At 73.6% G+C, this 21,826-nt stretch carries 21 protein-coding genes; 14 read left to right on the top strand and 7 right to left on the bottom strand.

The window, feature by feature from the left end:
- Nucleotides 1-161 precede the first annotated feature (161 nt).
- Nucleotides 162-755, bottom strand: coding sequence for a methyltransferase (locus AB0B02_RS23475; protein WP_281937592.1), 594 nt, complete (start codon nt 753-755; stop codon nt 162-164).
- A gap of 129 nt (nt 756-884) precedes the next feature.
- Between AB0B02_RS23475 and AB0B02_RS23470 the strand changes: the two genes are divergently transcribed.
- From AB0B02_RS23470 to AB0B02_RS23460, 3 genes are all read left to right on the top strand, one after another.
- Nucleotides 885-2,057 carry a histidine kinase gene (locus tag AB0B02_RS23470; RefSeq protein ID WP_357303453.1) on the top strand — a complete coding sequence of 391 codons (1,173 nt, stop codon included), beginning with the start codon at nt 885-887 and terminating at the stop codon, nt 2,055-2,057.
- A complete protein-coding gene (locus AB0B02_RS23465; RefSeq protein WP_281937587.1) occupies nt 2,054-2,746 on the top strand; it encodes a response regulator transcription factor in 693 nt (230 codons plus the stop codon). The genes AB0B02_RS23470 and AB0B02_RS23465 overlap by 4 nt, the downstream gene beginning before the upstream one ends.
- Before the next feature lie 81 nt (nt 2,747-2,827).
- Nucleotides 2,828-3,556, top strand: coding sequence for a DedA family protein (locus AB0B02_RS23460; RefSeq protein WP_357303449.1), 729 nt, complete (start codon nt 2,828-2,830; stop codon nt 3,554-3,556).
- 96 nt (nt 3,557-3,652) lie between these two features.
- Here the strand turns inward: AB0B02_RS23460 and AB0B02_RS23455 are convergent, their stop codons facing one another.
- Entirely contained in the window at nt 3,653-4,225 is a 573-nt protein-coding gene (locus AB0B02_RS23455) for a cob(I)yrinic acid a,c-diamide adenosyltransferase (RefSeq protein WP_107157005.1), read from the bottom strand.
- Between AB0B02_RS23455 and murA the strand changes: the two genes are divergently transcribed.
- Both murA and AB0B02_RS23445 read left to right on the top strand, forming a co-directional pair.
- Nucleotides 4,224-5,654 carry a UDP-N-acetylglucosamine 1-carboxyvinyltransferase gene (gene murA, locus AB0B02_RS23450; protein ID WP_281937583.1) on the top strand — a complete coding sequence of 477 codons (1,431 nt, stop codon included), beginning with the start codon at nt 4,224-4,226 and terminating at the stop codon, nt 5,652-5,654. The two genes, AB0B02_RS23455 and murA, sit on opposite strands and share 2 nt — an antisense overlap.
- 66 nt (nt 5,655-5,720) lie before the next feature.
- Nucleotides 5,721-6,569: a 3-hydroxyacyl-CoA dehydrogenase family protein gene (locus AB0B02_RS23445; protein ID WP_107157007.1), complete on the top strand. Its 849-nt coding sequence runs from the start codon at nt 5,721-5,723 to the stop codon at nt 6,567-6,569.
- A gap of 41 nt (nt 6,570-6,610) precedes the next feature.
- On the opposite strand, the gene AB0B02_RS23440 is transcribed toward AB0B02_RS23445, so the two are convergent.
- From AB0B02_RS23440 to AB0B02_RS23430, 3 genes are read right to left on the bottom strand one after another with little or no spacing between them, the layout of a single operon-like run.
- A complete protein-coding gene (locus tag AB0B02_RS23440; protein ID WP_357303443.1) occupies nt 6,611-7,420 on the bottom strand; it encodes an alpha/beta hydrolase-fold protein in 810 nt (269 codons plus the stop codon).
- 49 nt (nt 7,421-7,469) lie between these two features.
- Complete coding sequence (locus AB0B02_RS23435; protein WP_281937579.1) at nt 7,470-8,315, bottom strand: ABC transporter permease; 846 nt, start codon at nt 8,313-8,315, stop codon at nt 7,470-7,472.
- Nucleotides 8,315-9,160: an ABC transporter ATP-binding protein gene (locus tag AB0B02_RS23430; RefSeq protein ID WP_281937577.1), complete on the bottom strand. Its 846-nt coding sequence runs from the start codon at nt 9,158-9,160 to the stop codon at nt 8,315-8,317. Before AB0B02_RS23430 ends, AB0B02_RS23435 begins: the two co-directional genes overlap by 1 nt.
- An 85-nt stretch (nt 9,161-9,245) precedes the next feature.
- Between AB0B02_RS23430 and AB0B02_RS23425 the strand changes: the two genes are divergently transcribed.
- The 5 genes from AB0B02_RS23425 to AB0B02_RS23405 all read left to right on the top strand — a co-directional run bounded on the left by AB0B02_RS23425 (nt 9,246) and on the right by AB0B02_RS23405 (nt 15,074).
- A complete protein-coding gene (locus AB0B02_RS23425; RefSeq protein ID WP_281937576.1) occupies nt 9,246-9,770 on the top strand; it encodes a PadR family transcriptional regulator in 525 nt (174 codons plus the stop codon).
- On the top strand, nt 9,767-10,447 hold the full coding sequence (locus AB0B02_RS23420; RefSeq protein WP_281937574.1) for an ABC transporter ATP-binding protein: 681 nt from the start codon (nt 9,767-9,769) through the stop codon (nt 10,445-10,447). Before AB0B02_RS23425 ends, AB0B02_RS23420 begins: the two co-directional genes overlap by 4 nt.
- Nucleotides 10,444-12,597, top strand: coding sequence for an FtsX-like permease family protein (locus tag AB0B02_RS23415; RefSeq protein ID WP_357303438.1), 2,154 nt, complete (start codon nt 10,444-10,446; stop codon nt 12,595-12,597). Before AB0B02_RS23420 ends, AB0B02_RS23415 begins: the two co-directional genes overlap by 4 nt.
- Nucleotides 12,598-12,709: 112 nt before the next feature.
- On the top strand, nt 12,710-14,704 hold the full coding sequence (locus AB0B02_RS23410; protein ID WP_357303435.1) for a protein meaA: 1,995 nt from the start codon (nt 12,710-12,712) through the stop codon (nt 14,702-14,704).
- 73 nt (nt 14,705-14,777) lie between these two features.
- Nucleotides 14,778-15,074: a DUF1540 domain-containing protein gene (locus AB0B02_RS23405; protein ID WP_281937569.1), complete on the top strand. Its 297-nt coding sequence runs from the start codon at nt 14,778-14,780 to the stop codon at nt 15,072-15,074.
- A 38-nt stretch (nt 15,075-15,112) separates the two neighbouring features.
- Here the strand turns inward: AB0B02_RS23405 and AB0B02_RS23400 are convergent, their stop codons facing one another.
- Nucleotides 15,113-15,730 (bottom strand): DUF4126 domain-containing protein, encoded by a 618-nt coding sequence (locus tag AB0B02_RS23400; protein WP_281937567.1) that lies wholly within the window; start codon nt 15,728-15,730, stop codon nt 15,113-15,115.
- Between the two features lie 71 nt (nt 15,731-15,801).
- Here AB0B02_RS23400 and nucS point away from each other — a divergent pair, with 71 nt between their 5' ends.
- Nucleotides 15,802-16,461, top strand: a complete 660-nt coding sequence (nucS, locus tag AB0B02_RS23395; RefSeq protein ID WP_281937565.1) for an endonuclease NucS — start codon at nt 15,802-15,804, stop codon at nt 16,459-16,461.
- Between the two features lie 25 nt (nt 16,462-16,486).
- On the opposite strand, the gene AB0B02_RS23390 is transcribed toward nucS, so the two are convergent.
- Nucleotides 16,487-17,989, bottom strand: a complete 1,503-nt coding sequence (locus AB0B02_RS23390; RefSeq protein WP_357303430.1) for an aldehyde dehydrogenase family protein — start codon at nt 17,987-17,989, stop codon at nt 16,487-16,489.
- 240 nt (nt 17,990-18,229) lie between these two features.
- Here AB0B02_RS23390 and AB0B02_RS23385 point away from each other — a divergent pair, with 240 nt between their 5' ends.
- From AB0B02_RS23385 to AB0B02_RS23375, 3 genes are all read left to right on the top strand, one after another.
- Nucleotides 18,230-18,676 carry an FHA domain-containing protein gene (locus AB0B02_RS23385; protein WP_281937561.1) on the top strand — a complete coding sequence of 149 codons (447 nt, stop codon included), beginning with the start codon at nt 18,230-18,232 and terminating at the stop codon, nt 18,674-18,676.
- Nucleotides 18,677-18,845: 169 nt separating this feature from the next.
- On the top strand, nt 18,846-19,910 hold the full coding sequence (locus AB0B02_RS23380; RefSeq protein ID WP_281937558.1) for an alpha/beta hydrolase: 1,065 nt from the start codon (nt 18,846-18,848) through the stop codon (nt 19,908-19,910).
- Nucleotides 19,911-20,032: 122 nt separating this feature from the next.
- The gene (locus tag AB0B02_RS23375) at nt 20,033-21,823 is read left to right on the top strand and encodes a 3-hydroxybutyryl-CoA dehydrogenase (protein WP_357303426.1); all 1,791 of its coding nucleotides are present in this window, start codon (nt 20,033-20,035) and stop codon (nt 21,821-21,823) included.
- The last annotated feature ends 3 nt before the right edge of the window (nt 21,824-21,826 follow it).

Below are 21,826 nucleotides of genomic sequence, written 5' to 3'. Positions count from 1 at the left end.
TGGCAGGACATGCCGCTGACCGAGGCCGCGCAGACGGTGCAGGTGTCGGCCTACCCGGACGCGTACGCGCAGTGGGAGAAGCAGGCCACCGACCTCGTCGGCAAGCACTGGAACAGCTGAGACAACGCGAAGGCCGGCACCCCGGACAGGGGTGCCGGCCTTCAGCGGCTCACCGGGCGGCGGCAGTGGTAGACCAGGGCCGGTGGCAGGTTCGCCCAGACCGTACGCCCGATCGTCACCTCCTCGAACGCGCCGGTCAGCAGGTGCCGGAAGCGGCGGGCGGGCCGGGTCGCGAGCGCGTGCCGGTACGCGAACGTGGTGAACACGCCGCTCGGCCGCAGCGCCGCCCGCACCGCGTCGAGAACGGCCAGCTGCCGCCCGGCGCCGAAGGCCGCCCAGGGCAGCCCGCTCACCACCACGTCGGCGGCGGGAAGGTGCCGCTCGGTCAACACCCGGTCGAGGGTGGCCGCGTCGGCGCGTACCACCTCGACGGCGGCGTGACGACGTGCCAGCGCGGCGGCGAAGCTCGGGTTGAGTTCGACCGCCAGGTGCTGGCCGCGCCCGGCCAGCCGCTGCTGGATGGCCCGGGTGAAGGCGCCGGTGCCGGGGCCCAGCTCCACCACCAGCGGATGCCCGTTGCGGGGCACGGCGGCGGTGATGTCCCGGGCGAGGACCGATCCGCTCGGCAACACCGCGCCGGTGGCGAACGGGTGCCGGGCGAACTGGCCGAGGAAGGTGGGGGCGTCGCTGATCACGCCGACCGACGGTAGGCGCGCGGACGCCGCCCGGGTCTCGTGCGGCGGGCCGGCAAACCGGCCAGTCGGAGGAGGGGCGCCGGCCGGTGGAAGGGCTGGCCGCCGCGTCCGGCTCCGTATGGTGGCCGCATGGGGGGCAGGCGGTGGAACTGGTGGCCCGAGCTGCTGCTCGGGCTCGGCACGGCCGCGTTGGGGCTGATCAGCACCCGGATCGTCATCCCCGGCATTCCGCGCGAGGCGTGGGCGGGGGTCTTCGCGGTGCTCACCGGCCTGGTCCTGGTGGGCGTCCGGCGCTGGCCGTGGCCGGTGCTGCTCGCCACGTCGGCGCTGCTGGTGGTGGCCGACGCGGTGACGGTGACCGGCGCGGACACCGCCCAGTTCGCCGCCGCGGTCGCGTTGGGCTACGTCGCGTACCGGTCGAGCTGGCCGGCCACGGCCGCCGGGTACGCGCTGCTGCTGACCGTGACGCTGATCAACGTGATCGACCCGGGCAACGCGGAGGTCCTCCGCGGCGGTGTCGGCGTGTTGCGGCTGGTGATGCTGGCCGGGATCGCCGCCGCGCCGGTGGCGTTCGGCCGCTACCTCAGCGGCGTGCGCCAGGCCGCTCGCGCGGCCGAGGAGCGGGCCCGGGAGGCGGAGGAGCGGCGGGCGACGGAGGCCCGGATGGTCCGGCTGACCGAGCGCACCGCGATCGCCCGGGACCTGCACGACATCGTCGCGCACCACGTCGCGGCGATCGCGCTGCGGGCCGGCGCCGCCCGGTACGCGGTGCAGCACACCGGCCGCCCCGACGAGGCGGTGTTGGCGCTCGACGAGCTGCGGGACACCGCCGGCCAGGTGTTGGACGAGCTGCGGGAACTGCTGGAGGTGCTCCGTGACCCGGACGCGGTGGCGCCGGCCGAGACGTCCGTCGATCCGGCGCAGGTGATCCGGGACGCGGCCCGGCGGGTGCGGGAGGCCGGCCTGGCGGTGCAGGTACGGATGCCCGAGGTGCTGCACATGCCGCTGGTGGGAGGCACGACCGCGGCCCGGGTGGTGCAGGAGGCGCTGACCAACAGCCTGAAGCACGCCGGGCCGGGCGCGGTCGTCTCGGTCGACGTCCAGGTGACCGGTGGCGCGTTGCTGATCGAGGTGTGGGACAGCGGCCCGGCGCGTCCGGGCCCCCGGTTGCCGGCCTCGGGGCACGGGCTGCGGGGCATGCGGGAGCGGGTGGGCCTGCTCGGTGGGACGCTCGTCGCGGGTGGCACGGAGGGTGGCGGCTGGCGGGTCCGGGTACGGCTGCCGATCAGGGAGAACGAATGATCAGAGTGTTGGTGGTCGACGACCAGACGTTGGTCCGGGCCGGGGTGGGCCTGGTGCTGCGGACGGCCGGGGGCTTCGAGGTGGTGGGCGAGGCCGGCGACGGCCACGAGGCGGTCCGGCTCGCCGAGCGGCTACGGCCGGACGTCATCCTGATGGACCTGCGGATGCCCCGGCTGGACGGCATCGAGGCGACCCGGCGGATCCTGCGGCAGCAGCCGGCGGCCCGGGTGCTGGTGCTGACCACGTTCGCGGACGACGCGAACGTCTACGGGGCGCTCGGCGCGGGCGCGCAGGGCTACCTGGTGAAGGACGGCGCCCCCGAGGAACTGGTCGACGCGGTCCGGCGGGCCGCCCAGGGTGAGCCGCTGCTCGCCCCGCCGGTGCTGGCCCGGGTGCTGCGCCGCGCGCTCGCCGCGCACGACCGCGACCGTACCCCCGATCCAGCCGTCGCGGGGCTCGGTCTGCTCAGCCCGCGGGAGCGGGAGGTGCTGGCGCTGGTCGGGGCCGGACTGTCGAACGCGGAGATCGCCGCCCGGCTGCACCTCGGCGTGACCACGGTGAAGACGCACGTCTCGGCCGCGATGGAGAAGCTGGAGCTGCGGAACCGGGTGCAGGCGGCGGTGGTGGCGCACCGGCTGGGTCTGGTCGACGACGGATTCAACCCGGTGCCGGATCCGGGTGGACCCTAGGGCCACGACCGGCCACCCGGAGGACCCGCCCCGGCCGCGGGCAGGACGTCACCGGCCGACGCCGCGGCGACGCTGGTAGGCATGACCTTCCTGGATTCCCTGGTGGACCGGCTCGACACCCTGCCGCCGGGCCTCCTGCTGCTGGTCGCGGCGGCGGTGCTCGCCGGCGAGGTGGGGCTGCTGGCCGGGCTGGTGCTGCCGGCCGCGACCACCATACTGACGGTCGGCTTGCTGGCCCGTGCCGGCCGCGTCGACCTGGGCGTCGCGCTGGCGGTGACCACCACCGCCGCGTTCGTCGGGGATCAGCTCGGCTATCTGGAGGGGCGGCTGCTCGGCCCCCGCCTGCGTGGTGGGCCGGTCGGCCGGTGGGTGGGGGAACCTCGCTGGCGGCGGGCCGAGGCGCTGGTCGCCGCCCGGGGCGGGACCGCGGTGCTGCTGGGTCGCTGGACGGCGTTCGTCCGCACGCTGGTGCCCCGGGTGGCCGGGGCGGCCGGACTGCCGTACCGCCGGTTCGTGCTCTTCGACGGCCTGGCGGTCGTCGTCTGGGTGCCCGGCACGGTGCTGGTGGGCTGGGCGGCCGGCGGACTGCCGGCCGGTCTCCCGGCCGCCGCCGGGGTGGCGGTGGTGGTGGCGGTCGCGCTCGCGGTGGCGTTCCGGCGTCTGCGGGTACGCCGACGGCGCGCGGGCCGCCGCGCCTGCTCCGGGCCGGTGCCGGCGCGGGCGGGCGGCACCCGCCGCCGGCCGGGTTCCCGCCGTCCGGGAGAGGGCCGGACCGCGCCCGTCCGGCGGGGCGCGGTCGACCGCTGCTGACCCGGCCGGCCGCTCCGCCGGAATCCGGTCACCGGGTACGACTGGCTGCCGTCAGGTCGGGTATGCGGGCCTGCGCGTGGTGCGGCCCGCTGACGGTCAGCGCTTCCCGCCCGGCACCCATAGCACATCGCCGCCCGGATTGGCCGTTCTTGACAGGATAAAGAGCAGATCGGAGAGCCGGTTGAGATACTTTGCCGGGAGCGTGCTGGTCCGATCGGGGTCGTGCGCGACCAACGCCCATGCCGCACGCTCGGCGCGCCGGGCGGTCGTCCGTGCCACGTGCAGCAGCGCCGCGCCCGCGGTGCCGCCGGGGAGGATGAAGGAGTCGAGCTTGCCCAGGCGCGCGTTGAACTCGTCGCACCAGCCCTCAAGGCGCTCGACGTACTCCTCGGTGACCCGCAGCGGCGGGTACTCCGGGTCCGGCTCGACCGGTGTCGCCAGGTCCGCGCCGACGTCGAACATGTCGTTCTGCACGGACTCCAGCACCCCCCGCAGCTCGTCCGGGAGCTGCCCCAGGGCGAGCGCGACGCCGATCGAGGCGTTGCACTCGTCGACGTCCGCGTACGCGGCGATCCGCGGATCGGTCTTCGGCACCTGCTCGTTGTTGCTCAGCCTGGTCATGCCGGCGTCGCCGGCCTTGGTGTAGATGCGCGTGAGGTGGACGGCCATGACGCACAGCCTACGGATACCTGACCTGACCATCCCGGTACGGCCCGACCGGCCGACCGCGGTGGGGCCGGGCGACGCCGGCGACCCGGCGGTCAGCGACGTCGACGTCATCCGGGTACGCGGGGACGCCCGGCTGGCCGGCACCGTGCACGTGGTGGGCGCGAAGAACTCGGCGTTGAAGCTGATGGCCGCCGCGCTGCTCGCGCCCGGCCGTAGCGTGATCACCAATGTGCCCCGGATCACCGACATCGCGATCATGGGTGAGGTGCTGCGTCGGCTCGGCTGCGGCGTACGCTTCGGCCCCGACGACCCGGTCGACCCGATGGTCGCCGGCGGCGGCAAGGAGCGGTCCCGCTCGGTCGTCATCGACGTGCCGGAGCGGCCGGGTGCGGAGGCCGACTACGACCTGGTCCGCCGGCTGCGCGCGTCGATCTGCGTGCTCGGCCCGCTGCTGGCCCGGCGTGGGCACGTCCGGGTGGCCCACCCCGGCGGCGACGCGATCGGCTCGCGCGGCCTGGACATGCACATCGCCGGGTTGGCCCGGATGGGCGCGGACATCTCCGGTGAGCACGGCTTCGTCATCGCCGAGGCGCCGGACGGGCTGCACGGCGCGGACATCGTGCTGGACTTCCCGAGCGTGGGCGCCACCGAGAACCTGGTGATGGCGGCGGTGCTGGCCCGGGGCACCACGACGATCGACAACGCGGCCCGGGAGCCGGAGATCGTCGACATCTGCACCATGCTGAACCGGATGGGCGCCCGGATCTCCGGCGCCGGTTCCTCGACGGTGCAGATCGTCGGCGTGCCCGACCTGCGCCCGGTGCGGCACGCCACGGTGGGGGACCGGATCGTGGCCGGCACCTGGGCGTTCGCCGCCGCGATGACCCGCGGCGACGTCACCGTGACCGGCCTCGACCCGGCCTACCTGGAGGTCGCGCTGGACAAGCTGGTCTCGGCCGGCGGCCTGGTGGAGACGCGCGGCGACGCGTTCCGGGTCCGGATGGACGACCGGCCGGCGGCGGTGGACGTGGTCACGCTGCCCTATCCGGGCTTCGCCACCGACCTGCTGCCGATGGCGATCGGGCTGGCCGCGGTGAGCCACGGCGGCTCCCTGATCACGGAGAACATCTTCGACGGCCGGTTCATGTTCGCCAACGAGATGATGCGGCTCGGCGCGGAGATCCGCACCGACGGCCACCACGCCCTGGTCTGTGGCCGGGAGCGGCTCTCCGGTGCCCCGGTCCGGGCCACCGACATCAGGGCCGGCGCCGGCCTGATCATCGCCGGGCTGTGCGCGGACGGGCTCACCGAGGTCTCGCACGTGCACCACGTCGACCGGGGCTACCCGGACTTCGTGGCGGACCTGCGGGCACTCGACGTCGAGGTGGAGCGGGGCACCGCGCCGGAGGAACCGGACCTGGCCATCTGACGGTCCTTATCCCTCGTTAAGTAGGGTTCTCCCAGACGTTGTAGGAAACGGGCGAGGGAGAAGCAGATGGCGGGTCGACTCGCGGTCGTCGGTGCCGGGCTGATGGGCTCGGGCATCGCCCAGGTGGCGGCGCAGGCGGGCTGGCAGGTGACGCTGCGCGACGTCGACGACGCGGCCACGAAGCGGGGCGTCGACGGCATCCGGAAGTCGCTGGCGAAGTTCGCCGAGAAGGGCAAGATCGAGGCGTCCGACGTCGAGGCGACGCTGGCCCGGATCACCCCGACCACCGAGCTGGAGGCGGCGGCCGACGCGGACATCGTGGTCGAGGCGGTCTTCGAGAAGATCGAGATCAAGCACGAGGTGTTCCGCGCGCTGGACAAGATCTGCAAGGCGGACGCGGTGCTGGCCACCAACACCTCGGCCATCCCGGTCACCCAGATCGCCACCGCCACGCAGCGTCCGGAGTCGGTGGTCGGCACCCACTTCTTCTCGCCGGTGCCGATGATGAAGCTCTGCGAGCTGGTCCGGGGCTACAAGACCGCCGACGCGACCATGGACACCGCCCGGTCGTTCGCCGAGGAGATCGGCAAGACCGTCGTGGTGGTCAACCGGGACATCGCCGGTTTCGTCACCACCCGGCTGATCTGCGCGCTGGCGATGGAGGCGGTCAAGCTGGTGGAGTCCGGCGTGATCTCCGCCGAGGATCTGGACACCGCCTGCAAGCTGGGTTTCGGGCACGCCATGGGCCCGCTGGCCACGGTCGACCTGACCGGCGTGGACGTGCTGCTCAACGCCACCCGCAACATCTACACCGACACGGCGGACGAGAAGTTCTTCCCGCCGGAGCTGCTCCAGCGCATGGCCACCGCCGGTGACCTGGGCCGCAAGTCCGGCCAGGGCTTCTACCCGTACTGAGTCGTGCGGACCGCCCCCGGCCGGTGCCGGCCGGGGGCGGCTCATGGCCGGGGCGGGGTGAGCGCGGCGCCGATCAGCGCGAACGCGTCCGGGATGACGGTGCCCCAGTAGCCGAAGTTGTGCCGCCCGTCGGCCCAGGACGCGCGTACCGGGCGTTCGGGCAGCACCCGGGCCAACGCGCGGACGTCCTTCAGGAAGTTGTCCTGCCGGCCGCACCAGAGCCCGACCGGTGTGCCGCGCAGCCTGTCGACGCCGGTGAAGACCGCGTCGCCGCGGCTGACCGCCGGGGAGAAGGCCGCGACCATCCGCGCCCAGGCCGGGTACGTCTCGGCGAGCAGCAGCGCCCCGAAGCCCCCCATCGACCAGCCCCAGACGGCCAGCCGGCCGCTGTCGAAGCCGCGTCGGGCGCACCAGGCGGGCACCTCCTCGCGCACCATCCGCTGTGGGTCGTCGGTGCCCGACGGACGCCAGGAGAGCCGGCCGCCGGTGGCGCCGGCGAGCGCGAACGGCGGGGCGCCGCGGCGTACCGCGTCGGTGAGGAAACGGGCCAACCCGAACCGGCCGTAGTCGCGCGGGGTGGCGGAGGCGCCGTGCAGGACCAGGAGGACGGGCAGGCCGCGGCCGTCGCCGTACCCCTCGGGCACGGCGGTCCAGAAGTCCACCTCCCGGCCCCGGGCTGCGGAGGCGATCCGGATCAGCCGTTCGTCGCCGGCCGGCGCGTCCGGCACGGCGGGTCCGGGCCCGGGGCGGGGCTCGGCGAGCTGCCGGGCGGCCAGGCCGCCGACCAGGCCGGCGCCGGCGATCCCGCCGGCGGCGGTCAGCACCGCCCGCCGGCTCAACGTGCGTCCCATGCCGGCGAGTGTGCCACCCCGGGTGTAAGAAGGGGCCCCTCCTTACACCTCAGCCGTCGCGGCGGGTGGTCCAGCGGAACGTGGTCAGGCAGAGCACCAGGCCGATCACGCACCACGCGCCGAGCACCAGCGCCACCTTGCCCAGCTCGAACGAGCCGCCCGGCTCCTGACCGCCGAAGCTGTCCGGCAGGAAGACCGAACGCAGGCCCTGGCACATCCACTTCAGCGGGAAGATCGCCGCGACCTGCTGCATCCAGGTGGGCAGGCTGGTGAAGACGAAGAACACGCCGGAGATGAACTGGAGGACCAGCGCGACCGGGGTGACCACGGCCGAGCCGCTGCGTGCGGTGCGGGCCAGCGACGAGATGGCGATGCCGCAGAGCGTGCAGGCGGTGACACCGAGCACGGCGACCCAGCCGAACGTGAGCCACTTGGCGGCGGTCTGCGGCAGGTCCAGGTCGAACAGCGCCACCGACACGGCGAGCAGCAGCGCGGTCTCGGCGACGCCGATCACCACCACCATGATCACCTTGCCGGCGAACCAGACCCACTTCGGCATCGGCGTGCCCCGGTAGCGCTTGAGCACGCCCCGGTCCCGCTCGATCGGGATCCAGATGCCGAGGTTCTGGAAGCTCACCGTCATCAGGCCGGTCGCGATCATGCCGGTGATGAAGTACTGCGTGTAGCTGACGCCCGGGGCGATCTCGTCGCTGAAGATCGCCGCGAAGATCAGGATCATGATGATCGGGAAGCCCATCGTGAACACGACGGACTCCCGGCTGCGCAGGAACTGGGTGATCTCCAGGCGGCCCTGGCGCAGCGCCAGCGCGCCCGCGCCGGTCCGCCGGGCCGGCGCGGCGACGACCGGGGCCGTCGGCTTCGTCGTGGTGGTCATCAGTGTCCGATCATCCGCAGGTAGACGTCTTCCAGGGTCGGCCGGGTCACGGTGAGGCCGGGCACCTCGCCGCCGAAGCGCGCGGCCAGGTCGTACACCAGCGCCGTCGGCGTCGCGGACTGCGCCGACCCGGGCGTCCCGTCCGGGTTACGCCAGGAGACGGTCGCCAGCGCCTCCTGGCGGTTGCCCAGCTTGTTCGGCGGCGCGACCTCCACCACCCGGCCGGCCGCGATCACGCCGACCCGGTCGGCGAGCGCCTCGGCCTCGTCCAGGTAGTGGGTGGTGAGCACGATGGTGGTGCCGGCGGCGGCCAGGTCCCGGATCAGCTCCCAGAACTCGCGTCGGGCCTCCGGGTCGAAGCCGGTGGTCGGCTCGTCGAGGAAGAGCAGCTCGGGGCGGCCGATGATGCCCAGCGCCACGTCCAGGCGGCGCTTCTGGCCGCCGGAGAGCGTGTGCGTGCGCGCCTTCGCCTTGGCGCCCAGCCCGACGCGTTCGACCACCTTGGCCGGGTCGTCGGCGTCCGGGTAGAAGCCGGAGAAATGGCGGACCACCTCACCGACGGTCAGCTCGTCGAACTCGCCGGTGCCCTGGAGCACGATGCCGACCCGGGACCGCCAGTCGGCGTCGGCGTGGGCCGGGTCGGTGCCGAGCACCCGCACCTCGCCGGCGTCGCGGTGCCGGTAGCCCTCCAGGATCTCGACCGTGGTGGTCTTGCCCGCGCCGTTCGGGCCGAGCAGGGCGAACACCTCACCCCGGTGGACGTCCAGGTCCACCCCGGCCACCGCGACGTTGTCGCCGTACGTCTTGCGCAGTCCCCGTACGGAGATCGCGAGCTGCTGGTCCATGACTCAAGTGTGCGTCCTGCGGCCCTCGGCCCGGTCCCGGGGTTAGCTATGTACGCGAGGTATACACTCGGTGTAGTATCGCCGCATGACCGTTCCCCTGACCCTGCTCGGCCTGCTCGAACGCGAACCGAGCCATGGCTACGACCTGAAACGCGACTACGACACGTTCTTCGGGCGCGGCAAACCGCTGCCGTACGGGCAGGTCTACTCGACGCTGAGCCGGCTGGCCCGGGACGGCAAGGTGATGGTCAGCGACGTCGCCCCCGGCGCCGGGCCGGACCGCAAGCGCTACGTCATCACCGACCGGGGCGCCACCGAGGTGGAGCACTGGCTGACCGAGCCGGTGGAACCGGAACCCCACCTCCAGACCGTGCTGTTCGCCAAGGTCGTGCTCGCGCTGATGCTTGATCGTCCGGCCGAGGCGTACCTGGACACCCAGCGCGCCGCCCACCTGCACCGGATGCGCGAGCTGACCGAGGTCAAGCGGAACGGCGGGCTGGTCGACGTGATGCTCGCCGACCACGGCCTCTACCACCTGGAGGCGGACCTGCGATGGATCGAGGCTACCGGCGCCCGACTCGACGCGCTGCGGAAGGAGGTTCGGCGATGACCGTGACGATCGAGGCCCGCGACGTCACGTTCTCGTTCGGCGAGACCCCCGCCCTGCGCGGCGCGAGCCTGGCCGTGGAGGCCGGTGAGGTCGTCGCCGTGATGGGGCCCAGCGGCTCCGGCAAGTCGACGCTGCTGCACTGCCTGGCCGGCATCCTGGTGCCCGACTCCGGCGAGGTCCGCTTCGGCGACGTGCGGATCGACACGCTCGGCGAGGCCGACCGGAGCGCGCTGCGGCGGGACCGCTTCGGGTTCGTCTTCCAGTTCGGCCAGCTCGTCCCCGAACTCACCGCCGCGGAGAACGTCGCGCTGCCACTGCTGCTCGGCGGCATCCGGCGTGGGCCGGCGCTGCGGGCCGCGCACGGCTGGTTCGAGCGGCTCGGGCTGGCCGGTCTGGAGCACCGGCGATCGGGCGAGCTGTCCGGCGGGCAGGCGCAGCGGGTCGCGCTGGCCCGGGGCCTGGTCGCCCGCCCGCAGGTGCTCTTCGCCGACGAGCCCACCGGCGCGCTCGACTCGCTCACCGGCGAGGAGGTGATGGCCCTGCTCGTCGACACCGCCCGGGAACAGGGCACCACCGTCATCCTGGTCACCCACGAGCCGCGCGTCGCCGCGTACGCCGACCGGGAGGTCGTGGTGCGGGACGGCCGGATCAACGCCCCGGCCGGAGTCGCCTCGTGATCGCCCTCGCGCTGCGGCTCGCCGTCGCGGGCGGCCGGGAGGCGCTCGTCCGGCTGGTGGTCATCGCCGCCGCCGTCGCGATCGGCACCGGACTGCTGCTCACCACCGTGGCCGGCGTGCACGCCACCAACGCCCAGCTCGGCCGGTACGCCGCGATGTACCCGCAGGAGACGGCGGGGGGCGCCACCGATCCGCTGCTCTGGTCGACCCGGTACGACTACTTCCACGGCGCGCAGATCCTTCGCGTCGACGTCGCCGCCACCGGGCCGACCGCGCCCACCCCGGTCGGGGTGCCCCGCGTGCCCGGCCCCGGCGAGTGGTACGCCTCCCCGGCGATGCGGAAACTGCTGGCCACCACCCCGGCCGACCAGCTCGCCGACCGCTACCCGGGCCGTGACCTCGGCGCCATCGGTCCGGCGGCGCTCACCTCGCCGGACACGCTGCTCGTGCTCGTCGGTGGCACCCCCGAACAGGTGGGGGCGCTGGCACAGGTCCGCGACGTCACCCGGGTCGACGACAACCGGGCCCCGCTGCCGGACACGGCGATCGACCTCATCCTCGGCGTGGTGGCCGGCGGGCTGCTCTTTCCCGTCCTGATCTTCATCGGCACCGCGACCCGGCTCGGTGCCGCCCGCCGGGAGCAACGCTTCGCCGCGATGCGCCTGGTCGGGGCCACGCCGCGACAGATCTCGGTGGTCGCGGCCGTGGAAGCCACGCTCGCGGCGGCCGTCGGCGTCGGGGTCGGCTTCGCGCTGTTCCTCGCGTTCCGCGGGCAGCTCGCCGGAATCCCGTTCACCGGCATGCCGTACTTCCCCGGCGACCTGTCCCTCGGTGCGGCGGACGTCGTGCTGGTGGCGCTCGGGGTGCCGACGGGCGCGGCGGTCGCGGCCTGGATGGCCTTGCGCCGGGTACGGATCTCTCCGCTCGGCGTGACCCGGCGGGTGACCCCCCGGCCACCGCGGGCGTACCGGCTGGTCCCGCTCGTGCTCGGGCTCGCCGGGCTGGGCTTCGCGTTGCTCTACCGGCCCGGCACCGCGGACGGCCAGACCGCGCTCTTCCTGCCCGCGCTGCTCCTGATCATGATCGGGCTGATCGCCGGCGGCCCCTGGCTGACCATGGTGGGTGCGCGGGCGATGGCGGCCCGGGCCAGCCGACCGGCGGCGCTGATCGCCGCCCGCCGGCTCGCCGACAACCCGGCCGCCGGCTTCCGGGCGGTCAGCGGCGTGATGCTCGCGCTCTTCGTGACCACAGTGGCGGTTGGCGTGATGGGCACGATCGCGGCCGAGCGCGGCCCGGCCCCCCGGGGTTCGCTGGAGGCGGGTCGGCTGTCCTTCTATCTGGCGAACGACGCGCCGGTGCCCGCCACGCTGCTGGCCGAGCTGGCCGCGGTCCCCGGCGTGCGTGATCCGGTGATCGTCCGGCAGAACCCGGTGCGCGGCGGCGAGCACGAGCCGGGCGTGATCGCCTGTGCGGACATCCCGCCGGTCTACGGGCGGTGCGCCGACGGGGTGGCCGTCGCCGAGGTGGCGTCGGGCCTGATCCCCTGGCGGGCGTCCGCCTCGGCGGACCGGATCTGGCCGGCGTCCGCTGTCGACCCGGCCGCCCTCCCCGGGCTGCCGGCGGACTCCGTGGCGGTCGACGCGGACGGCCCGATCGCGGTCGAGCGGGCCCGGACGGTCATCGAACGCGCGATCCCCGCCTTCACGGTGGCCCCGAACGTGCCCGGTGACTTCGAGTCCGACTTCACCAACACGATGCGGGGCTGGCAGCGGTTGGCCGACGTGGTCGTGGTGGCCAGCCTCGTGCTCGCCGGATGCAGCCTGGCGGTCGGTGTGGCGGCCGGCCTCAGCGAGCGGAAGCGGCCGTTCAGCCTGCTGCGGCTCAGTGGCGCGCCGGTGCGGCTGCTGCGCCGGGTGGTGGCGCTGGAGAGCGTGGTGCCGATGCTGACCGTCGCCGCGGCCGCGGTCGGGATGGGCCTGGTCGCCGCGCACCTGTTCCTCCGCGCGCAGATGCACTACGACCTGCGCCCGCCCGGGCTCGGGTTCGCCGCCGTGGTGGCCGTCGGGCTGCTCGGCTGCCTGGCCGTCATCGCCGCCACGCTGCCACTGCTGGAACGCGTCACCGGCCCGCAGACCGCCCGTAGCGAGTGACTCGCCCGGTGGGTCGGCCACATGTGCGGGCCCGGCCGACCCACCGGCGCGGACATCCAACTGTGTGGTTTTGCACAGCCGCTTTTACTGAACGGTAACTTAGACTCCGGCCATGGACGACGCGATGCCGGGACGCCTGCCGGAGCGGGACCGCCCGTGGGTGATGCGCACGTACGCCGGGCACTCCTCCGCCGCGGCCTCCAACGCGCTCTACCGCCGCAACCTGGCGAAGGGGCAGACCGGGTTGTCGGTCGCGTTCGACCTGCCCACCCAGACCGGCTACGACCCCGACCACGAGCTGGCCGCCGGTGAGGTGGGCCGGGTCGGCGTGCCGGTGGCCCACCTCGGCGACATGCGCACGCTTGTCGAGGGCATCCCGCTGGCCGAGATGAACACCTCGATGACCATCAACGCGCCGGCGATGTGGATGCTCGCGCTCTACGGCACGGCCGCCGTCGAGCAGGGTGCCGAGCTGCGCCGCTGCGCCGGCACCACGCAGAACGACATCATCAAGGAGTACCTCTCCCGGGGGACGTACATCTTCCCGCCGGCCGCCTCGCTGCGGCTGACCGCCGACGTCATCGCGTACACGCTGCGTGAGATGCCGCGGTGGAACCCGGTCAACATCTGCTCGTACCACCTCCAGGAGGCCGGTGCGACGCCGGTGCAGGAGGTCGGCTTCGCGCTCGCCACCGCGGTCGCCGTGCTGGACACCGTGCGCGACTCCGGCCAGGTGCCGGCCGAGCGGATGGGCGACGTGGTGCAGCGGATCTCCTTCTTCGTCAACGCCGGTGTGCGCTTCGTCGAGGAGATCGCCAAGATGCGCGCGTTCGGCGCGCTCTGGGACGAGATCACCCGCGACCGCTACGGCGTGACCGAGGCGAAGCAGCGCCGGTTCCGCTACGGCGTGCAGGTCAACTCGCTGGGCCTGACCGAGGCGCAGCCGGAGAACAACATCCAGCGCATCGTGCTGGAGATGCTCGGCGTCACGCTGTCCCGGGACGCCCGGGCCCGCGCCGTGCAGCTCCCCGCCTGGAACGAGGCGCTCGGCCTGCCCCGCCCGTGGGACCAGCAGTGGTCACTGCGCATGCAGCAGGTGCTGGCGTACGAGTCGGACCTGCTCGAATATCCCGACCTGTTCGACGGCTCGCACGTGATGACCGCGCTCGTCGACGACATCGTCACCGGTGCCCGGGTCGAGCTGGACAAGGTGCTGGAGATGGGCGGCGTGGTGACCGCCGTGGAGTCCGGCTACCTCAAGAGCGCGCTGGTCGCCTCGCTGGCCGACCGGCGTCGACGGATGGAGGCCGGCACCGACGTGGTGATCGGCGTCAACCGGTTCACCGAGACCGAACCGTCCCCGCTGACCGCGGCCGGCGCCGAGGCGATCGAGCAGGTGGACCCGGCGGTCGAGGCGGCTGCCGCGGCCGGCGTACGCGAATGGCGGGCCGGCCGGGACGCGGCGGCGGTCGACGCCGCGCTGGCGCGCCTGCGCGCGGACGCCGCGACCACCGTGAACCTGATGCCGGCGACGCTGGCCTGCGTGGCCGCCGGGGTGACCACGGGGGAGTGGGCCGGCGCGCTGCGCCAGGTGTTCGGCGAGTACCGCGCGCCGACCGGGCTGACCGGCGCGGCCGGGGCCGGCGGCGACGCGAACCTCGCGGCGGTCCGGGAGCGGGTCGCCGCCACCGCGCGGGAGCTGGGCACCGGCCGGCTACGGCTGCTGGTCGGCAAGCCGGGGCTGGACGGGCACTCCAACGGCGCGGAGCAGATCGCGGTACGCGCCCGCGACGCCGGCTTCGAGGTGGTCTACCAGGGCATCCGGTTGACCGCCGGGCAGATCGTGGCCGCCGCGGTGGAGGAGGACGTCGACCTGGTCGGGCTCTCCGTGCTCTCCGGTTCGCACCTGGCCGCCGTGCCGGCGGTGCTGGACGGGCTGCGCGCGGCCGGCCGGGGCGACCTGCCGGTGGTGGTGGGCGGCATCATCCCGCCGCGCGACGCCGAGGAGCTGCGGGCCGCCGGGGTGGCGCGGGTGTTCACGCCGAAGGACTTCGCGCTCACCGGCATCATCGACGAGCTGGTCACCGTCATCCGCGAGCGGATGTAAGGCGGGGAATCCCACTCGGCGTAGGGGTCGAAAGTCCTAAAGTGGGGCAAGACACCCACGGAAGGGCGGAAAGATGACCGCGTCGATGGAGATGCCCCGGGTCCAGGAGTGCGCCGTCCGATCCTGCGCCTACAACCACACGAACGACTGCCACGCGTTCGCCATCACGATCGGCAGCAGCGACCACGCGCACTGCCACACGTTCGTGGAACTGCCGGTGCGCGGCGGCATCGACCAGCTCGTCGCGCAGGTCGGCGCCTGCTCCCGCGCCGACTGCCAGCACAATTCCGACCTGGAGTGCCACGCACCCGCCATCACCGTCGGCCCGGACAACGACATGGCCGACTGCATGACCTACCGCAGTCGCTGAGCGACCGGCGCGCTCGGACGCGGAAGCCGGCGGCGCGGTCAGACGCGGAAGCCGGCGGCCCGCGCCGCCGCGCGTTCCCGGCGGCGGTCCTTCCGGCGGCGGAACAACCAGACCACGAAGACCACCAGGCCGACCGCGAACACCAGCACCAGCACCGGCAGCAGGATCGCCACCACCGACATGACCACGCTCGTCGCGTCCTCGGCGGTGCTGGCCACCGGTGCGCCGAAACCGGCCGTGGTGGCGTTGACGACCGGCCGGGCGGCGGCCTTGAGCAGGTGCACGCCGAGCGCGATCAGCACGCCCACCACCACCGGCACCCACTGGTGGGTGGAGAAGAACGTGTCCGGGTCGCTGACCGTGACCGTCTCCGAGCCGGACCCGGCGCCGAAGGCCAGACCGCCGGCGGTCGGCCGGACCACGGTCTGCACCATGTCGTTGACGTGGTCGACCACGGGCACCTTGTCGGCCACCGTCTCGACCGCCAGCAGGACGGCGAGGATCGCCAGCACCCAGCCGTTGCCGAGCCACTGCCAGCCGCTCGGCAGCTCGATCAGGTCGGTGTAGCGGGCCAGCAGGCCCATCAGCATCAGCGGGATGTAGGCGTTCAGGCCCGCCGAGGCGGCGAGACCGGAACCGGTGAGGACTTCGAGCACGATTTCAGAATGGCACCGGTGCGCCAGTGGCGCTCGTCGGCGTCGGTCGAGGGCTCGGCTACCCTCGTCGGGTGCGGTTGGTCATTGCGAAGTGCTCGGTGGACTATGTCGGACGGCTCTCGGCGCACCTGCCGCCGGCCACCCGGCTGCTCATGGTCAAGGCGGACGGCTCGGTGTCGATCCACGCGGACGACCGGGCCTACAAGCCGTTGAACTGGATGAGCCCGCCGTGCCGGCTGGAGGAGGCGCCCGGCGTCTGGCGGGTGGTCAACAAGGCCGGCGAGGAGCTGCGCATCACACTGGAGGAGATCTTCCAGGACACCTCGTACGCGCTGGGCGTCGACCCCGGGCTGCGCAAGGACGGCGTGGAGGCGCACCTCCAGGAGCTGCTCGCCGCCAACCCGGGCACGCTCGGCGAGGGCTACACGCTCGTCCGGCGGGAGTACATGACCGCGATTGGGCCGGTCGACCTGCTCTGCCGGGACGCCGACGCCGGCGCGGTCGCGGTCGAGGTGAAGCGGCGCGGCGAGATCGACGGGGTGGAGCAGCTCACCCGCTACCTGGAGCTGATGAACCGGGACCCGCTGCTCGCGCCGGTCACCGGCGTGTTCGCCGCACAGGAGATCAAGCCGCAGGCCCGGGTGCTCGCCGCTGACCGCGGCATCCGCTGCGTGGTGGTCGACTACGACAAGCTGCGCGGCATCGAGCGCGACGAGCTGACGCTGTTCTGAGCCGGGGCCCGCCCGGACCGGGCGGTCAGCGCTTCCGGCCGTACATCAGCTTGGCGACCTTGACCAGGCGGGCGATGTCGGCCGGGGTGCGCTCGAACGTCATCGACGGCAGCAGTGAACGCGCCCGACGGCGGGTGACCGCCTTGGGGCGGCCGAACTCGCGCAGGCCGTCCTCGCCGTGGATCCGGCCGAAGCCGGACTCGCCGGTGCCGCCGAACGGCAGCGTGGACATGCCGGCGAAGGTCAGCGCCGAGTTCACCGAGGCCATCCCGGAGCGCAGCCGCCGCGCCACGGCCACCGCCCGCGCCCGGCCGAAGACCGAACCCCCGAGCCCGTACGGCAGCGCGTTGGCGCGCTCGACGGCCTCGTCGACGTCGCGGACCCGGTTGACGGTCAGCGTCGGCCCGAACGTCTCCTCGCGGACGGCGGCGGAGTCCTCCGGCACGTCGACCAGCACGGTCGGGTGCACGTACGGCGGCTGGACCGCCTCCGGGCCGCCGAGCACCGCCCGGCCGCCCCGGGCGACCGCGTCGTCGATGTGCCGCCGGATCACGTCGATCTGGGACGGCATGGTGATCGGGCCGAGGTCGGTGCCGTCGGCGCCCACGGTCAGCCGGCCGGCCTTCGCCACCACCTTGTCGACGAACGCGTCGAAGACCTGGTCGACCGCGTAGACCCGCTCGATGCCGATGCAGGTCTGGCCGGCGTTGGTCAGCCCGCCCCAGACGGCCGCCTCGGCGGCGGCGTCCAGGTCGGCGTCCGAGTCGACGATCATGGCGTCCTTGCCGCCGGCCTCCAGCAGCACCGGGGTGAGCGTCTCGGCGCAGGCCGCCATGACCTTCTTCGCGGTGGCGGTCGAGCCGGTGAAGGCCACCTTCGCCACGCCGGAACGGCACAGCGCCGCGCCGACGTCGCCGAGCCCGTGCACCGCCTGGAACACCGGCTGCTCCGGCACCACCTCGGCGAACCGGTCGACCAGCCACTGGCCCACCGCCGGGGTGTACTCGCTCGGCTTGAACACCACCGCGTTGCCGGCGGCCAGCGCGTACGCCGCCGAGCCGATCGGGGTGAAGACGGGGTAGTTCCACGGACCGATCACGCCGACGACGCCGTACGGCTGGTATTCCAGGTGGCCGGTGAACTCGGCGAGGATCAGCCGGGAGCGGACCCGGCGGGGCCCGAGCACGCGCCGGGCGTTACGGGCCGCCCAGTCGACGTGCTCCAGCGCGGTGAGGATCTCCACCACGGCGTCGCCGACCGGCTTGCCGCCCTCGGTGTGCATCAGGTCGGCCAGCTCCTCGATGCGCCGGGCGAGCACGCCGCGCCAGCGCTGGAGCCGGTCCCGCCGGCCGGTGAAGCCGAGCCCGGCCCACCACTCGCCGGCCGGGCGGGCCCGGTCGACGGCGGCGCGCACGTCCGCCTCGGTGGCCACCGGGAGCCGCCCGGCCTCCGCGCCGGTCGCCGGGCTGGTCGACACCAGTCGACCGGCCTCGATGAGCGGGGTTCCGGGGAGATGCGCTGCGGTCATGGCCGAAGTCTAGACCCGAATATTACTCATGGGTAGGTGGCGGAGGCCCGCTACGCTGCCCGGACCGATACCCATCACATCGACACACGTGATGTCCGAACGCGCCCGGTGCGGCCACCCGAACGGCGAACGGGAGGTGACCGGCCGGGGTCGCGCGGGTGACCGCGCGGGGGTGGGAGCCACTACGGTGAGGTGGCAGGCTGACGCCGCGGGGCGATGTGGGGTGGAGGTCGACTGTCCATGGAGGAGCATCCGGAGTTGATGCCGTTGCTGACGGTGTCGGGCGGAGCGATGCGCGGGCTCAGTTTCCGGGTCGGCCGGGGCGTGCAGGTGATCGGCCGCGCGCCGACCGCCGACGTCGTGCTCGCCGACCCGCACCTGAGCCGACGGCACGCCACCATCCAGGCCACCGTAGAGGGAGTGCTGCTCACCGACCTCGGCTCGACCAACGGCACCTGGCTCAACGACACCCGGATCACCGGCAGCGTGCCGATCTCCGACGGGGACGTGGTCCGGCTCGGCCGCACCGACCTGCGCCTCTACGATCCCGGCGTGGCCCGCACCGACCCGGTCGGGATGACCTTCGGCGCGCCCCGCCGCGACCAGCGGCCCACGCTGCCGCTGCCGGTCCCGGCGCCCCGGCAGTCGATCGAGTCCCGCGAGGCGCAGCCCGCCGACGCCCGCTGACCGCCGCGCACGCGCGCACCCGCGCGTCCATCGTGGGCGCGAATTCACGGAAAGTGCGGCTGTCGCGGCCCGAACAGCCGCACTTTCCGTGAAACAGGGCGCGCGGTTGGGCGGCGGTGTGTGGGGCGGGCACATGGCTTCCCGGCTGGCGGTGTGCCAGCATGCGCTGATGCGGAGCGCGCGGCACACGGTCCAGGCCAACGGCATCACCCAGGCGGTCCGGGTGGCCGGGCCACTCGACGGCGTGCCGGTGCTGCTGGTGCACGGCAACGTCTCGTCGTCGGCGTTCTGGGAGCCGCTGCTGCCGGAACTGCCGGCGACGCTCCGGGTGGTCGCGCCCGACCTGCGCGGCTACGGCGAGACCGACACCGCGCCGGTCGACGCCACCCGCGGCGTCGGTGACTTCGCCGACGACGTGGCCGCCCTGCTCGACGCCCCCGGGCTGTTCGCTCCCGGCGCCCGGCCGGTGGTGGTCGGGCACTCGCTCGGCGGCGGCGTGGCGATGCGGCTGCTCGTCGACCGGCCGGAACGGGTGGCCGGGCTGCTGCTGGCGGCGCCGGTGTCCCCGTACGGCTTCGGGGGAACCCGGGACCTCGACGGCGCCCCCACCACGCCCGACTTCGCCGGCACCGGCGCGGGCGGCGCGAACCCGGACTTCGTGGCCCGGCTCGCCGCCGGTGACCGGGGCGCCGACGGCCCCACCAGCCCGCGCAACGTGCTGCGCGCCGCGTACGTGGCCGACCCGGCGTCGCTCGGCGACCACGAGGACCTGCTGCTGGAGAGCATGCTGACCACCGCCACCGGGGGCGACAACTATCCCGGCACCGCAGCCGCGTCGGACCACTGGCCGGGGACCGCCGCCGGGCGACGCGGCGTGCTCAACGCGTTGGCCCCGATTCACTTCCGGCTCGCCGACGAGCTGGTCGCCGTGCCGGTCAAGCCGCCGGTGACCTGGGTACGCGGCGACGCCGACGTGATCGTCTCGGACACCTCGCTGTTCGACCTGGCGTACCTCGGTCAGCTCGGGATCGTGCCCGGCTGGCCCGGCGCCGAGGGATGTCCGCCGCAGCCGATGGTCGGCCAGACCCGCGCGGTGCTGGACCGGTACGCGGCGGCCGGCGGGTCGTACCGGGAGGTGGCGCTGCCGGGCTGCGGGCACAGCCCGCACCTGGAACGGCCCGCCGAGTTCGTCGCCGAACTGCTGGCGCTCGCCGGGGTGACCGCGCCGGCGTGAGGCGTGGTGCGTGAAATATCCCACCGCGTCTCGACAACACAGCGTCACGTGGCAGACTCCGGCGCATAACCTTAGCGGCCGTTCATGTCGGCAACGGCGGAGGCAACCGAGGGAGGCCGGTCGTGGCGCGCGAGTTCACCCGGGTGGGCGTGGTGGGTCTGGGCACCATGGGTGCCGGCATCGTCGAGGTGTTCGCCCGCAACGGCGTCGACGTGACCGCGGTGGAGATCTCCGACGCCGCGCTGGAACGCGGCCGGGTCACGCTCACCGGCTCCACCGACCGTGCGGTGGCCAAGGGCAAGCTCGCCGAGGCCGACCGGGACGCGCTGCTGGCGCGGGTGGACTTCCGGGTCGGGCTGGGCGCGCTGCACGACGTGGACCTGGTGATCGAGGCGGTGCCCGAGCACCTGGACCTCAAGCAGCGGATCTTCGCCGAGCTGGACCGGGTCTGCAAGCCCGACGCCATCCTGGCCACCAACACCTCGTCGCTGAGCGTCACCGAGATCTCGGTCGCCACCACCCGGCCGAACCAGGTCATCGGCATCCACTTCTTCAACCCCGCGCCGGTGATGAAGCTGGTCGAGGTGGTTCGCACGGTGGTCACCTCCGCCGAGGTGGTGGCCGACGTGGAGGCGCTCTGCGCCCGCCTCGGCAAGGTCGACGTGACGATCAGTGACCGGGCCGGCTTCATCGCGAACGCGCTGCTCTTCGGCTACCTGAACCACGCGGTCGGCATGTTCGAGGCACGCTACGCCACCCGCGAGGACATCGACGCCGCCATGAAGCTCGGCTGCGGCCTGCCGATGGGCCCGCTGGCGCTGATGGACCTGATCGGCCTGGACACCGCGTACGAGATCCTGGACACGATGTACCGGCGCGGCGGCCGGGACCGCCGGCACGCCCCGGCCCCGCTGCTCAAGCAGATGGTCACCGCCGGGCTGCTCGGCCGGAAGTCCGGCCGCGGCTTCTACACCTACGAGCGGCCGGGCTCGCCGAAGGTCGTACCCGACGAGCACACGCCGGTGGCCGCGGAGGCCGCGCTCGCCGACGGCGCGCGCGTGGTCGCGAAGGTCGGTGTGGTCGGTTCCGGGACCATGGCCACCGGCATCATCGAGGTCTTCGCCAAGGCCGGCTACGAGGTCATCTCGGTGACCCGGGGCGCGGAGAAGTCCGCCAAGGTCTGCGAGGCGGTCAAGACCTCGCTCAACAAGGGTGTCGTCCGGGGCAAGCTCGCCGAGGCCGACCGGGACGCCGCGCTGGGCCGGATCACCTGGTCCGCCACGCTGGAGCACCTCGCCGACGTCGACCTGGTGGTCGAGGCCGTGGTCGAGGAGCTGAGCGTCAAGAAGGCGCTGTTCGCCAGCCTGGACGAGATCTGCAAGCCGGGCGTGGTGCTCGCCACCACCACCTCGTCGCTGCCGGTGATCGACGTGGCGATGGCCACCCAGCGCCCGGCCGACGTGATCGGCCTGCACTTCTTCAACCCGGCGCCGATCATGCCGCTGGTGGAGATCGTGCGGACCATCCGCACCTCCGCCGAGACGTCGGCCACCGCCCGCGCGGTCTGCGCCACGCTCGGCAAGACCGGCGTGGTCTGCGGCGACCGGTCCGGTTTCATCGTCAACGCGCTGCTCTTCCCGTACCTGAACGACGCGGTGAAGATGCTGGAGGCCAGCTACTCCACCGCCGACGACATCGACCACGCGATGAAGCTCGGCTGCGGCTACCCGATGGGCCCGTTCGAGCTGCTCGACGTCGTCGGCCTGGACGTCTCGCTGGCCATCCAGCGGGAGCTGTACCTGGAACTGCGCGAGCCCGGCTTCGCGCCGGCGCCGCTGCTGGAGCACCTGGTCACCGCCGGCTACCTGGGCCGCAAGAGCGGTCGCGGGTTCCGCGACCACACCAGCCGCTGACCG

This window comes from Micromonospora sp. NPDC049240 (genome assembly GCF_040647835.1).
Classification (GTDB): domain Bacteria; phylum Actinomycetota; class Actinomycetes; order Mycobacteriales; family Micromonosporaceae; genus Micromonospora.
This window is presented reverse-complemented; position numbering and strand designations above follow the sequence as displayed.